A 13,709-nucleotide genomic window follows, 5' to 3' on the forward strand; every position below is an offset into this window, starting at 1 on the left:
CCCTGTGGTTCGTGAGCCGCGCGGTGCCCCCCGGTCCGTGTGCGGTTCGTGTCGTGCGGTGGTGGGGTGGTCAGAAGGCGAACAGGGCCATGACCACGATGTTGCAGCCGAGCAGCACGCCGGCGGTGGGCAGTTGGGCCTTGATCGGGCCGTACTGGTCCTTCAGCTCCAGCAGCGCCGCCGGGACGATGTTGAAGTTGGCCGCCATCGGGGTCACCAGCGTGCCGCAGAACCCGGCGAGCATGCCGATGGCCAGGACGGCGGGCGCGTCGCCGTGGAAGTGCTCGATGAGCACCGGCCAGCCGACGGCCGCGGTCATCACGGGGAAGGCGGCGAACGCGTTGCCCATGATCACGGTGAACAGGGCCATGCCGGCGCAGTAGACGACCACCGCGACGTACAGGGAGTCCTCCGGCAGGACCGAGGTGGCCAGCTTGCCGACCTGGGTGCCGACGCCGGAGAGCTGGAAGATGGTGCCCAGGGTGGCGAGCAGCTGCGGCAGCAGCATCGCCCAGCCCATCGCCTCCAGCATGGAGCGCCCGGCCTGCACGGGGACCGATATCCGCTTCTCGCGCAGCATGACCATGCCGACGACGAGGGCGACGACGGCGCCGATGCCGAGCCCCAGGATGGTTTCGCTGCCCTCCTGGAGGACCGGTTCGCCACCGATGGAGAGCTTCTTGACGCCGACGGCGCACACCAGGGCGACGGCCGGGATGGCCAGCGCGGGCACGAACAGCTTGTTGCCCAGCTTCAGGGCGCTGGCCTCGCGCTGTTCGGGGGTGGTGGTGCGCGGCGTACCGCGCCCGGTGAACCCGAAGCCGGCCAGGACGACCATGGCCAGGACGGCCGCGCCCAGCGGTTCGGCCGGCGCCTTCTTCTCGACCACCCAGCTGCTGTAGACGAACCCGGCGCCGAGCAGGCCCCAGAAGGCGGTGGTGCCCAGCCGCTTGGGGTTGCTGCGGTCGGTGAGCATCTGGGAGGCCATCACCAGGAAGCTCAGGCCGACGAGCCAGTAGAACCACTCTGCCTTGATCACTTGGCTGCTCCCTGGGCGACGGGCTCGATGTTGGCGGCGACCAGCTCGCGTTCCAGGTACCGGTCCAGGCGCAGCAGCCGCCAGCCGTGCACGGCGAAGGCGCACAGCGCGGACGGGATGGCCCACAGCGCCAGGTGGAGCGGCTCCAGGTGGGTGTTGTACGTGGTGTTGACGAAGCTGGTGATCAGCAGGATCGAGCCGACGGCGAGGAAGACGTCCTCGCCGAAGAACAGCCCCACGTTGTCGGCGCTGGCGGAGAACGAGCGGACCTTCTCCCGCGACTTCCCGGTCAGCCGCCCGTGCTTGCGCTCGGCGGCGCCCTCGGCCATCGGCACGGCCAGCGGGCGGACGGTCTGCGCGTGCCCGAAGACGTGCGTCAGGCCGACGGCCGCGCCGATCTGCCGCATGCCCAGGTACAGGGCGAGGAAGCGGCCGGTGGTCAGCTTGGCGAAGCGGGCGATCAGGCGCCGGGCCTGCTCCTGGAGGCCGTAGCGCTCCAGGAGGCCGATCACCGGGAGAGTGATCGCGAAGATCGTCACCGCCCGGCTGCTCGCGAAGCCGGAGCCGAAGGCCGCCAGGACCTCCTGCGGCGACAGGCCGCCGAGCAGGCCGGTGACGATGCCCGCAACGCCCACGACCAGCAGGGCATTGCGTTTGGTGGCGAAGCCGACCACGACCACGAGCACGCCGAGAAGCACGATCATGGGTCCGCCTTCCGCATACGGGACCCCACGCGGACCGTGAGGAGGATGCGAGGAGGCTAGGCGATTGTTCAACGATCAGACAAGGGGTCGGCGGGAGCGAACCGCAATCCGCCGCGCGTGCCCTATTGCGCCGAAATGCGCTGGGCGTACGCCCCCGAAAGCTGCGCCCGCGAGTCCTCCAGGTAGGCCTCCAGCAGCCGCTCCGCCTCGGCCGCTTCCCCGGCCTGCAGCGCTTCGAGTATCTGCCGGTTGCGGGTCAGGTACGGCGCGTGGAAGCGCCGCGGATCGTCCATCACGTGGAAGACCAGGCGCAGTTCCGCGAGCACCCCGCGCATCAGTTCGTCGGTGCGCGGGCTGCCCGCCATGCCGGCCACCGCCTGGTGGAAGCGGAGGTTGGCGGTGCCCATGTCGCGCCAGGCGCGCTCGGCGAAAGCCGTCTCGCCGGCCACCACGGCGGCCTCCATCGCCCCCACCGGGTGCGGCGGCTCGCCCAGGCTCCGGACGGCGGCGCACTCCACGAGCGTACGGACCCGGTAGATGTCGTCCAGGTCCGCCACCGTCACGATGCGCACGAAAACCCCGCGGTTGAGCTGGTGCACCAGCAGGCGTTCGTGCGTGAGCAGGCGGAACGCCTCCCGGAGGGTGTTGCGCGAGACCCCCAGGGCCCCGCCGATGCTCTCCTCGGACAGCCGCGCGCCGGGCGGGAAGTAGCCCTCGGTGATGCGGTCCCGCAGAATGTCGGCGACCCGCTCAGCGGTGCTGGAGCGCCCCAGCAGCACCCGGTCGCCCGCCAGCTCCGAGACCTCGGCCAGCCGGTGCCGATCGCCTCGTGTCACTCCGCCCGCCATCGCCGTCCCCGCTTCCGCCCCGTGCGTGCATCCCGTGTGCCGTGGACGGCAGTCAATCCCAGATGGCAGAACGAGACAACACACCTCTTGTCGGATCGTTGAACGATCGCCTACGTTGGCCCCATCACCGGTCGGCCCGAGTGCCCTCAGGGGGAGAGCCACTACGGATACGGGCCGACCGGTCCCGCAGCCAGTGACCCGCCGCCCGTGCGCCAGCCGCGCGGCCACTCCCGGAACGGACGTACGACTTACATGAGCGACCCGGTGACCGCCCCCCTCGTCGACCTCAACGCCGACCTCGGGGAAGGCTTCGGACGCTGGCAGCTCACCGACGACGAGGCCCTGCTGTCCGTCGTCACCAGCGCCAACGTGGCCTGCGGCTTCCACGCCGGCGACCCGAGCACCATGCGCCGGGTCTGCGAGCTGGCCGCCGAACGCGGGGTCGTCATCGGCGCCCAGGTCTCCTACCGCGACCTCGCGGGCTTCGGGCGCCGGGCCATGGACGTACCGCCACGCGAACTGGCCGACGAGATCGCGTACCAGATCGGCGCGCTGGAGGTCTTCGCCCGCGCCGCCGGGACCCGGGTCGGCTACGTCAAACCGCACGGCGCGCTCTACAACCGCTGCGTCCACGACGAGGCACAGTCCGCCGCCGTCCTGGAGGGCGTACGGACCGCCGGCACCCCGCTGCCCATCCTCGGCCTGCCCGGCTCCCGGCTGCACGAGGCGGCCCGCCGGGTCGGCCTGCCCGTCGTCGGCGAGGCGTTCGCCGACCGCGCCTACACCCCCGAGGGCACGCTGGTCTCCCGCCGCGAGCCGGGCGCCGTCATCCACGACCCTGACCAGGTCGTCAAGCGCGCCCTGGGCATGGCCACCGAAGGCATCGTCACCGCCGTCGACGGCAGCACCGTACGGATCGAAGCGCGCTCGCTGTGCCTGCACGGCGACACCCCCGGCGCCGCGGACCTCGCCCGGCGGGTGCGCGACGAGCTGACCGCGGCCGGCGTACGCATCGGCAGCTTCGCGTGAGCACGGCGCCCCGCGGCGGCCGCCCCCCGGCCGGCCGGTCCCGGCTGCCCCTGCGCCCCCTTCCGGTCGGCGACCACGGACTGCTCGTCGAACTGGAAGACGCCGCGGCCGTCGGGGCGTTCCACGCCGAACTGCTGCGCCGCGCCGCCGCCGGCACCCTCCCCGCGGTCCGCGAGATCGTGCCGGCCGCCCGTACGGTCCTGCTCGACGGCCTGGCCGACCCGGGGCGGCTGGCCGCCGAACTGCCCGGCTGGGACGTCCCGCCGGTCGCCGCGGACGACCGGCCCGCCGTCGAGATCCCGGTGCGCTACGACGGCCCGGACCTCGCGGACGTGGCGGCCCTGTGGGACACCACGCCCGAAGACGTCGTCCGCATCCACTCCGGTACCGAATTCCACGTGGCCTTCTGCGGGTTCGCGCCCGGCTTCGGCTACCTGACGGGGCTCCCGGAGCGGCACCACGTACCGCGCCGGGCCACGCCGCGCACCAAGGTCCCGGTCGGCTCGGTCGCCCTGGCGGGGCCGTACACCGGCGTCTACCCGCGTTCGTCGCCGGGCGGCTGGCAGCTCATCGGCACCAGCGACGTCACCCTGTGGGACCCGGACCGCGAACCGGCGGCACTGTTCTCCCCCGGCACACGCGTCCGCTTCATACCGGTTTCGACCGACACCCAGGAAGCCCGATGACCGACCGCGCCTTCTGCACCGTACGAGCCGGGGCCCTGACCACCGTCCAGGACCTGGGCCGCGCCGGCCACGCCCACCTGGGTGTGCCGCGCGCGGGCGCCCTGGACGAACCGGCCCACCGCCTCGCCAACCGGCTCGTGGGCAACCCGGAGGGCGCCGCGGCCCTGGAGACGACCCTGACCGGCTGTGCCGTACGGGTCCGGACCGCCACCGTGGCCGCGGTGACCGGCGCGCCCTGCCCGGTCACGGTCGACGGCCGCCCCGCCCCCTGGGGCGCGCCGGTGCGCGTACCGGCGGGCTCCGTACTGGACGCCGGGCCCGCCACCGCCGGGCTCCGCTCCTACCTCGCCTTCGCCGGCGGCGTCGACGCGGAGCCGGTGCTCGGCAGCCGCGCCGCCGACCTGCTGTCCGGTCTCGGGCCCGCGCCGCTGTCCGACGGCACCGTCCTGCCGCTCGGCACCCCGCACGGCCCGCCCGCCGCCGTGGACGCCGTGCCGCGCGCGGGGCTGCCGGCCGCCGAGCTGGTGCTGCCGTGCGTTCTCGGGCCGCGCGACGACTGGTTCACCGAGGCGGGCCTGCGCACCCTGGCCACCGGCCGCTTCCGGGTGTCCTCGGCGAGCAACCGCATCGGCCTGCGCACGGAGGGCCCGGCCCTGGAGCGGCGCCAGGACGGGGAACTGCCCAGCGAGGGCATGCCGCTGGGCGCGCTCCAGGTACCGCCGGACGGCCTGCCGGTGCTGTTCCTCAACGACCATCCGACGACGGGCGGCTACCCGGTCGTCGGCGTCGTCCCGGAACGGTTCCTCGCCGCTGCGGCCCAGGCGGCCCCGGGGACTCCGGTCCGCTTCGCTCCCCGGCGGTCACGCTCCGCCGGCTGAGCCGGGCGTCCCGTACCCCCCGCCCCCCGGCGTCCGGATCACCAGCACGTCGCCCGCGCCGATCTCCGCCGCGTCGCACCCTTCGAGCGCCTCTTCCGTACCGTCGGCGCGCCGGATCAGGTTGGCGCCGGTCGCCCCCGGCTCGCCGCCCGCCATGCCGTACGGCGGCACCCGGCGGTGCCCGGTGAGCAGGGCCACGGTCACCGGTTCCAGGAAGCGCAACCGGCGTTCGGCGCCCCGGCCGCCCCGCCAGCGGCCGTCGCCGCCGCTGCCCTCCCGTACGGCGAAGCTCTCCACCCGTACGGGATAGCGCCATTCCAGCACCTCGGGGTCGGTCAGCCGCGAGTTGGTCATGTGGGTCTGCACGGCGTCCGCGCCGTCGAAGCCGTCGCCCGCGCCCGAGCCGCTGGCGACCGTCTCGTAGTACTGCACGCGATCGTTGCCGAAGGTGAGGTTGTTCATCGTGCCCGAGCCCTCGGCCTGCACGCCGAGCGCGGCGTAGAGCGCGCCGGTGACGGCCTGCGAGGTCTCCACGTTGCCCGCGACCGTGGCCGCGGGGAACTCGGGCGCGAGCATCGAGCCCGGCGGGACACGCACCTCGACCGGCTTCAGGCAGCCGCTGTTGAGCGGGATGTCCTCGGCGACGAGCGTGCGGAAGACGTAGAGCACCGCCGCCATCACCACCGAGGTCGGCGCGTTGGCGTTGCCCGGCAGCTGTGGCGAGGTCCCGGCGAAGTCCAGCACCGCGCCGCGTGCGGCGCGGTCCACGGTCAGCGCGACCTGGATCACCGCGCCGCTGTCGGTCTCGTAGCGGTACGAGCCGTCCTCCAGGTGCGCGATGATCCGGCGTACCGATTCTTCCGCGTTGTCCTGGACGTGTCCCATGTAGGCGCGCACCACGTCCAGGCCGAACTGCCCGATCATCTTGCGCAGTTCGCGGATGCCCTTCTCGTTGGCGGCGATCTGGGCCCGCAGGTCCGCGATGTTGGCGTCCGGGGCCCGCGAGGGGTACGGCCCGGCGGCGAGCAGCCTGCGCGTCTCGTCCTCGCGCAGCCTGCCGTCCCGCACCAGCAGCCAGTTGTCGAAGAGGATGCCCTCTTCCTGGATGGTGCGGCTGAAGGCGGGCATCGAGCCCGGGGTGATGCCGCCGATCTCGGCGTGGTGGCCGCGCGAGGCCACCAGGAACAGCAGTGCCTCGCCGGTGTCGTCGAAGACGGGGGTGACGACGGTGACGTCGGGCAGGTGCGTACCGCCGTGGTACGGGTCGTTGATCGCGTACACGTCGCCGGGGCGCATGTCGCCCGCGCCGCGCCGCCGCTTCAGGACTTCCTTGATGGACTCCCCCATCGACCCCAGGTGCACGGGAATGTGCGGGGCGTTGGCGATGAGGTTGCCCTCGTGATCGAAGAGGGCACAGGAAAAGTCCAGCCGCTCCTTGATGTTGACCGAGTGGGCGGTGTTCTCCAGGCGGACGCCCATCTGCTCGGCGATGGCCATGAAGAGGCTGTTGAAGACCTCCAGCATGACCGGGTCGGCGTCCGTGCCGACCGCGGCCCCGCCCGCCCTGGGCCGCGCCCGGGTCAGCAGCAGATGGCCGCGCTCCCCCGCGCGCGCCTGCCAGCCCGGGTCCAGGACCGTCGTCGCGTCGTCCTCGGCGATGATCGCCGGCCCGGTGAGGAGATCGCCGGGGCGCAGGTCGCCCCGTGCGTACAGGTCGGTGTCCTGCCAGCGCCCCTGCGCGAACATCCGCACCGCCGCGACCGGCTTCAGCTCGCCCGCCCGCTCCCCCGCGGGCACCTCGTGCCCGGCCGTGCCGCCCGCGGCGCCGACCGCCTCGACCGAGACCGCCTCGGCGATCAGCGGCTTGTCCATCGTGAAGGCGTAGCGCGCGCGGTGCGCCTCGACGAATTCCGCGGCCATCGCGCGCGGCGTGTCCAGCGCCACGGCGATGGCGGAGTCCGTTCCGGCGTAGCGCAGCATCACGCGCGCCCGGGTGCTGACGCTCCCTTCGGGAACGCCGTCGTCGAGCAGTTCACGGCGGGTTCGGCCGGCCAGCCGGTCACAGACGCCGTGCACCTCGGCGAGGTCGGTCGCGTCCGACTCCGGGTCGATCTCCACCTCGACGGCCTGTTCGCGCATGGCCGTCGCGTCGGCGACCCCGATGCCGTACGCGGACAGCACACCGGCCAGCGGCGGTACGACGACCGTGCCGATGCCCAGCGCGTCGGCGACCGCGCAGGCGTGCTGACCGCCCGCGCCGCCGAAGCTGGTGAGCGCGTAGCGCGTGACGTCGTAACCGCGCTGGACGGAGATCTTCTTGACGGCGTTGGCCATGTTGAGCACGGCGATGTCCAGGAACCCGGCCGCCACCTCCTCGGGACCGCGCCGGTCGCCGGTGGCCTCGGCCGCCTCCTCGGCCAGCCGGACGAAACGCTCCCGTACCGTCGCGTCGTCCAGCGGCTGGTCGCCGTCGGGCCCGAACACCGCGGGGAAGTGCGCCGGCTGGACGCGGCCCAGCATCACGTTGGCGTCCGTGACGGTCAGCGGGCCGCCGCGCCGGTAGCAGGCGGGGCCCGGGACGGCGCCGGCCGAGTCGGGGCCGACGCGGTAGCGCCGCCCATCGAAGTGCAGAATCGATCCGCCGCCTGCCGCGACGGTGTGGATGTTCATCATGGGCGCCCGCATCCGCACGCCCGCGACCTCGCTGCCGAAGTTCCGCTCGAAGGAGCCCGCGTAGTGCGACACGTCCGTGGAGGTGCCGCCCATGTCGAAGCCGATCACCCGGTCGTAGCCGTCGCCCGCCTCGGCCGAGGAGCGGGCCATCCCGACGACGCCGCCCGCCGGTCCCGAGAGCACCGCGTCCTTGCCGCGGAAGTGCGCGGCCTCCCGCAGCCCGCCGTTGGACTGCATGAACATCAGCCGTACGCCCGGCAGTCGGGCCGCCACCTCGTCGACGTACCGGCCGAGGATCGGCGAGAGGTACGCGTCCACGACCGTGGTGTCGCCGCGCGGCACCAGCTTCATCAGCGGACTGACCTCGTGCGAACAGCTGACCTGCGCGAAGCCCGCCTCCTTCGCCAGGGCGGCCACCGCCTTCTCGTGCGCGGCGTGGCGGTAGCCGTGCAGCAGCACGACCGCCGCGCTGCGCAGCCCGTCCTCGTACGCCCGCGCCAGCTCCGCCCGCACCGCGTCCGCCTGAAGGGGCCGCACGACCGCGCCCCGCGCGTCCACCCGCTCGGGCACCTCGATCACGCGCTCGTACAGCGCCTCGGGCAGCACGATCCGCCGGTCGAAGATCCGCGGCCGGTTCTGGTACGCGATGCGCAGCGCGTCCCGGAACCCCTCGGTGGTGACCAGCACGGTCGGTTCGCCCTTGCGCTCCAGCAGGGCGTTGGTCGCCACGGTCGTGCCCATCTTGACGACGGCGATCCGTTCGGCGGGCACCGGTTCGCCGGGCGCGAGCCCGAGCATCGCCCGGATCCCGGCTACGGCGGCGTCCTCGCGGCACCCGGGGCGGTGCGACAGCAGCTTGCCGGTGACCAGCCGCCCGTCGGGCCGCCGGCCGACCACGTCCGTGAACGTGCCGCCCCGGTCGATCCAGAACTCCCACCGTCCCGTCATGCCGCCATTGTGGCAGCGGACCCGGCCGCTCGTCGGCGGGCGCATGTCAGCTCATCGACTTTACGCCCCCTTGGCGCGCCCTTTACTCATCGAAGAAACGTAACTTCCCGATCTGCCCATCATTTGTTCCTTCTTTCCGAATTACCCCTCCGACCTGCGGCTCTTCATCAAACGAGTGTTGATTCCCGGAACCCTTTTACTAGCTCTTGGTTTCCTGGGACCGTCGGATCCACGACATCCCAAGGGGGCCCGCGACCGGCGGGCCCGGGAGGCGGGAGAAGCATGCAGTACGGCAGCGCCCTGCGCGAGGCGGTCCGGTCGCCTCGTACCACTCCGCTCATCGGTATCTACGACATGTATTCGGCTTCCATCGCGGCACAGCACTACAACGGAATGTTCGTCTCCGGCTACGGGTTCGCCGCGTCCCATTACGGCCTTCCCGACATCGGATTCATCGCCTGGCCCGACATGGTGCAATTCGTGGAACGACTGCGCCTGGCCTTCCCCGAACAGCATCTGCTCGTCGACATCGACGACGGCTACGTGGACCCGGAGGTCGCCTGCCACGTCGTCCAGCGCCTGGAGCGGGCCGGGGCCTCCGGCGTGATCCTGGAGGACCAGAAAAGACCACGCCGGTGCGGACACGCGGACGGCAAGCTGATCCTCCCCCTGGAGGAGTACCTCGACAAGCTGAACCTGGTCCTCAGCAGCAGGAAGGACCTGGTCGTGGTGGCGCGTACGGACGCCACGGAGGAGGCCGAGATCGTACGGCGGGCGGCGGCGCTCGCCGAGACGGACGCGGACGTCGTCCTCGTCGACGGGGTGCGCAGCGTGGAGTGGATCGAGCGGATCCGCACCGTGGTGGGCGGCAAGCCCCTGCTGTTCAACCAGATCGCGGGCGGCAAATCCCCCCGCCTGTCCCTGACCGAACTCACCGAGCTCGGCGTGGACGTGGCGATCTACAGCACCCCGTGCCTGTTCGCCGCGCACGGCGCGATCGAAGGCGCGCTGGTCGACCTCAAAACGGCCGACGGCCGCCTGCCGGACACCGGCCAGACCGGGAGCATCGAGCTGAAAGCAGCCACCGAACTGCTGGAGAGGAACATCAGCAGGCACCGCACACCGCGCGAACCGGCCTCGGTGTGAGGTGAGGCTGTCTTGATGGCACCGAACCCCTTCCGGGGCGGCGCCGGGCGGTTCCGGGACCGCAAGCGGTCCCGGTCCGCGCGCGCCTCCGCCGTCTCCGTGGCCCTCGCGGCCTTCGTGGGCGTCCTGTGGGGCGGCGGCGCCGCGCAGGCCGCGCCACCCGTACCGCCGCCTCCGACCCCGCCGTGCGAGACCCCCGACGACGAGCCGGAGCCGCCACCACCGCCCCGCGCGGGCACGTCCGTCGGCCTGCTCGTGGTCGACAACTCCGGGGCGGACTCCTGGCTGGAGGTCGACCGCACGCTCAACACCCTGCTCGGCGGCAAGGGTACGGCGGGCAGCGACCACGACGGGGGCGGCGGCGCCATCGACGTCCACACGCGGGACGCCAACGGTCCCGGGGCCGATCCGTCCCGGGTCGGACACCCGCCCTGGCAGACCGGCGACGATGAGTGACACGGCGCCGGGCTCCCGGCCGGCGAGCCGGCCGTACCGGCTGAGGCGGGCGGCCGACCCCTACGTCGCCGCCCTCCTCGGCACGGTCCTGCTCGCCACCCTGCTGCCCGCCACCGGACGGGGAGCCGCGGCCGCCGGCCACGCCGCCGACCTCGCCATCGGCCTGCTGTTCCTCCTGTACGGCGCCCGGCTGTCCACCCGCGAGGCGGTGCACGGGCTACGGCAGTGGAAGCTGCACCTGCTGACCGGCGCGAGCACGTTCGTCCTCTTCCCGCTCCTGGGCCTGGCCGCCGGCTGCCTCGCCCCGCTCCTGCTCATCGACCGGCTCTACACCGGCCTCCTGTTCCTGTGCGTCGTCCCCTCGACCGTCCAGTCGTCCATCGCCCTGACCTCCACGGCCCGCGGCAACGTACCGGCAGCGATCTGTGCCGGCACGTACTCCAGCCTGGTCGGCATGGCGGCCACCCCGCTGCTCGCGGCCTGGCTGATCGGCTCCGCGCCCGGCTTCTCGGCGGCCGGTCTGCTGTCCATCGCCACCCACCTGCTGCTGCCCTTCGCCGCCGGCCAGCTCCTGCGCCGCTGGATCGGCGCCTTCCTCACCCGCCACAAGAAACCGCTCGGTCTCCTGGACCGCGCCTCCATCCTCCTCGTCGTCTACACCGCCTTCAGCAAGGGCATGACCGAAGGGATCTGGCACCAGGCCACCCCGGCCCGGCTGCTCGCCCTGCTGTCCCTGACCGCGGCCCTGCTGGCCCTGGCCCTCGTCACGACCTCACTGGCCGCGCGGCGGCTCGGGTTCGGCGAGGAGGACCGCATCACCATCGTCTTCTGCGGCTCCAACAAGAGCCTCGCCACGGGCCTGCCCATGGCGTCGGTCCTCTTCGGCGGCTCGGCCGGCCTGGTCATCCTGCCGCTGATGCTCTACCACCAACTCCAGCTCATGGTCTGCGCGGTCATCGCGGCCCGCTGGTCTCGCCGGCCGCCCACCGCGGTACCCACGCCCCGGAATCCGGACCGCCGGCCCGCGCGGTGCCGAGATGGGCGCGGAGTGCGGTGAGCGCCGGGTGCGGGTTGCCGGCGTGCCAGACCAGCGAGTGCGGGTAGACCGGGGTCGGTCCGTGCAGGGGGATGCGCCGCAGGTCGTGCCCTGCGGGCCAGACGAGCCGGGTCTGCTCGCCGACCAGCGTCGCCGGCTCCGCCGAGTCGGCGATCGCGTCCAGCAGGGGTTCGATGCCGAAGTCGGGGCCGATCGTGTCGATGGTGAGCCCGAACGCCTCGGCGAGGTCGTCGTAGTACGCGCCCCACTCGGTTCCGGTGACGACACCGGGCATCCAGATGCGGTGCCCGGCGAGCCGGCCGAGGGTGACCGCGCGGGCGTTGGCGAACGCGTGGCCCGGCCCGGTGAGGAGCTGGAGGGGCTCGTCGAACACCCGGGCGGCCTCGACGCCGTCGGGGAGCTGCCGGGCGGGCTGGGTGAGGGCGCGGAAGGACGCGTCGACCGCGCCGGACCGTACTGCGGCGATGGCCTCGTCGGCGTCGAAGAGCGTCACGACGTCCAGCTCGGTGTGCGGGTGCGCGCGGTGGAAGTCGCGCAGCAGGCCCGCCGGTGCGAGCTGCCGGCCGATCACGTCGACGCGCAGGGCGCGGCTGCCGGGCCGCACGGAGGCGGCGGCCCGCTCCTCGGCCTGGAGGAGGGCGCGGGCGTGCGGCAGGAACGCCTGCCCGTCCACGGTGAGCCGGGCGCCACGCGCCGTACGGGCGAACAGCCGCACGCCGAGGTCCTGCTCCAGCCCGGCGATGCGCTTGGAGACCGCCTGCTGGGTGACCGACAGCTCGGCGGCGGCGTCTTGGAACCGGCCCGCGTCGGCGGCGGTGACGAAGGTACGCACGGCATCGAGATTCACGTCGGCCGACTCTAGCCTTCCCCGCACAACGAGTCGTTGTGTCTGCACGCCCGGCGGTTGTTTGACCTGCCGGGGAGCTGCCCGCTTTGATCTCGCCGGTCGACCAGGGAATGTCCGGCAGGGAAGCGGGGGTGCGCTGCGCATGGTGGCGGGGCGGTCGCTGGGGCGGCGGTTCGGGTGGCTGTGGGCGGCGTACGCGGTCAGCGCGTTCGGTACCCGGCTCGCGTTCGACGCGTTTCCCTTGATCGCGGTCCTCGTGCTGCACACCGGGACGACCGAGGTGGCGCTGCTGGCGGCGGCGGGGACGGCGGTCGGCGCGGTGGTGGCGGTGCCGCTCGGCCCGTGGGTGGAGTTCCGCCGCAAGCGGCCGGTGATGATTGCCACGGACCTGGTCCGGTGCGCCGCCCTGCTGACCGTTCCCGCCGCGTTCGCGCTCGGCCGGCTCGGCTTCGCCCAGCTCCTGGTGGTGTCCGTCGTCGTGGCCGCGGCCGACATCGCCTTCACCGCGGCCAGCGGCGCGCATCTCAAGGCGCTCGTACCACCGGAGGACCTGCTCGCCGCCAACGGGCGCTTCGAGTCGACCACATGGACCGCCACCATCCTCGGGCCACCGCTCGGCGGGGCCGCGGTCGGGCTGTTCGGCCCGGTGCTGACCGTGGCGGCCGACGCGGTCAGCTATCTGCTCTCGGCGGCGGTGATCCGCGCGATCGGCGGCGGTGAGCCGCGCCCGGCAGGCACCGGCGCACCGCGGCTGCGGGCCCGTGACCTGCTCGCCGGCTGGCGGTACGTCCTGGCCCACCCGGCGCTGCGCCGGCTGTTGCTGAACAGCGTCCTGGTCAACGGCCTGATCATGGCGGCCTCGCCGCTGCTCGTCGTCTTGATGGTCGGCCGGCTCGGGTTCGCGCCCTGGCAGTACGGCCTCGCCTTCGCGGTGCCCTGCCTCGGCGGCCTCGTCGGGTCGCGGCTGGCCCGCCCGCTCGTGGCGCGGTTCGGCCGGCACACGGTCCTGCGCACCGCGGGGACGCTGCGCGCGTGCTGGTCGGTGGGGCTGGCCTTCGTCCCTTCCGGCACCGCCGGGCTGGTGCTCGTCATGGTCGTCGAATTCGGGCTGATCACGTGTACGGGCGTGTTCACCCCGGTGCTCGCCACCTGCCGGCTCGACCTGGCCGACACGGGCCTGGTCGCCCGTACCCTGGCCGCGTGGTCGGTCACCGGCAAGGTCACCACCGCCGCCGTGACCGCCCTGTGGGGTCTGCTGGCCGGCCTCACGGGGTTGCGCACCGCGATCGCGGTGGCCGGTGTCCTCCTGCTGGCCACCCCGCTCCTGCTCCCCCGGCACGCCCACACGCCACGGCACGAACGGGAGCCGGAGCCGAGCGGCGCGTGACGCGAGAGCCC

General features: G+C 73.2%; 12 protein-coding genes. 7 read left to right on the forward strand and 5 right to left on the reverse strand.

Going from position 1 to position 13,709, the window contains the following annotated elements; all coding sequences use genetic code 11:
• Positions 1-70: 70 nt before the first annotated feature.
• The 3 genes from ACH4K4_RS13925 to ACH4K4_RS13935 all read right to left on the reverse strand — a co-directional run bounded on the left by ACH4K4_RS13925 (position 71) and on the right by ACH4K4_RS13935 (position 2,591).
• Positions 71-1,039 (reverse strand): DUF979 domain-containing protein, encoded by a 969-nt coding sequence (locus tag ACH4K4_RS13925; protein WP_398167255.1) that lies wholly within the window; start codon positions 1,037-1,039, stop codon positions 71-73.
• Entirely contained in the window at positions 1,036-1,743 is a 708-nt protein-coding gene (locus ACH4K4_RS13930; protein WP_398167256.1) for a DUF969 domain-containing protein, read from the reverse strand. The genes ACH4K4_RS13925 and ACH4K4_RS13930 overlap by 4 nt, the downstream gene beginning before the upstream one ends.
• A 122-nt stretch (positions 1,744-1,865) precedes the next feature.
• Positions 1,866-2,591: a GntR family transcriptional regulator gene (locus ACH4K4_RS13935; RefSeq protein WP_398167258.1), complete on the reverse strand. Its 726-nt coding sequence runs from the start codon at positions 2,589-2,591 to the stop codon at positions 1,866-1,868.
• Positions 2,592-2,843: 252 nt separating this feature from the next.
• Here ACH4K4_RS13935 and ACH4K4_RS13940 point away from each other — a divergent pair, with 252 nt between their 5' ends.
• The 3 genes from ACH4K4_RS13940 to ACH4K4_RS13950 are packed head-to-tail and all read left to right on the forward strand — an operon-like array spanning position 2,844 to position 5,184.
• Positions 2,844-3,620, forward strand: a complete 777-nt coding sequence (locus ACH4K4_RS13940; protein WP_398167260.1) for a LamB/YcsF family protein — start codon at positions 2,844-2,846, stop codon at positions 3,618-3,620.
• Positions 3,621-3,664: 44 nt separating this feature from the next.
• Positions 3,665-4,306, forward strand: coding sequence for a 5-oxoprolinase subunit PxpB (gene pxpB, locus ACH4K4_RS13945; protein WP_398167996.1), 642 nt, complete (start codon positions 3,665-3,667; stop codon positions 4,304-4,306).
• Positions 4,303-5,184, forward strand: coding sequence for a biotin-dependent carboxyltransferase family protein (locus ACH4K4_RS13950; RefSeq protein WP_398167261.1), 882 nt, complete (start codon positions 4,303-4,305; stop codon positions 5,182-5,184). The genes pxpB and ACH4K4_RS13950 overlap by 4 nt, the downstream gene beginning before the upstream one ends.
• Here the strand turns inward: ACH4K4_RS13950 and ACH4K4_RS13955 are convergent.
• Entirely contained in the window at positions 5,167-8,805 is a 3,639-nt protein-coding gene (locus ACH4K4_RS13955; protein ID WP_398167263.1) for a hydantoinase B/oxoprolinase family protein, read from the reverse strand. The two genes, ACH4K4_RS13950 and ACH4K4_RS13955, sit on opposite strands and share 18 nt — an antisense overlap.
• Positions 8,806-9,087: 282 nt before the next feature.
• On the opposite strand from ACH4K4_RS13955, the gene ACH4K4_RS13960 reads away from it, so the two are divergent.
• From ACH4K4_RS13960 to ACH4K4_RS13970, 3 genes are read left to right on the forward strand one after another with little or no spacing between them, the layout of a single operon-like run.
• Positions 9,088-9,951: an oxaloacetate decarboxylase gene (locus ACH4K4_RS13960; protein ID WP_398167264.1), complete on the forward strand. Its 864-nt coding sequence runs from the start codon at positions 9,088-9,090 to the stop codon at positions 9,949-9,951.
• A gap of 15 nt (positions 9,952-9,966) precedes the next feature.
• The gene (locus ACH4K4_RS13965; RefSeq protein ID WP_398167266.1) at positions 9,967-10,407 is read left to right on the forward strand and encodes a hypothetical protein; all 441 of its coding nucleotides are present in this window, start codon (positions 9,967-9,969) and stop codon (positions 10,405-10,407) included.
• On the forward strand, positions 10,400-11,464 hold the full coding sequence (locus ACH4K4_RS13970) for a bile acid:sodium symporter family protein (protein ID WP_398167267.1): 1,065 nt from the start codon (positions 10,400-10,402) through the stop codon (positions 11,462-11,464). The genes ACH4K4_RS13965 and ACH4K4_RS13970 overlap by 8 nt, the downstream gene beginning before the upstream one ends.
• On the opposite strand, the gene ACH4K4_RS13975 is transcribed toward ACH4K4_RS13970, so the two are convergent.
• A complete protein-coding gene (locus ACH4K4_RS13975; RefSeq protein ID WP_398167269.1) occupies positions 11,361-12,311 on the reverse strand; it encodes a LysR family transcriptional regulator in 951 nt (316 codons plus the stop codon). The two genes, ACH4K4_RS13970 and ACH4K4_RS13975, sit on opposite strands and share 104 nt — an antisense overlap.
• A 142-nt stretch (positions 12,312-12,453) precedes the next feature.
• On the opposite strand from ACH4K4_RS13975, the gene ACH4K4_RS13980 reads away from it, so the two are divergent.
• Entirely contained in the window at positions 12,454-13,698 is a 1,245-nt protein-coding gene (locus ACH4K4_RS13980; protein WP_398167270.1) for an MFS transporter, read from the forward strand.
• The last annotated feature ends 11 nt before the right edge of the window (positions 13,699-13,709 follow it).

It is taken from the genome of Streptomyces sp. NPDC017529, assembly GCF_044329785.1.
Lineage (GTDB): Bacteria > Actinomycetota > Actinomycetes > Streptomycetales > Streptomycetaceae > Streptomyces.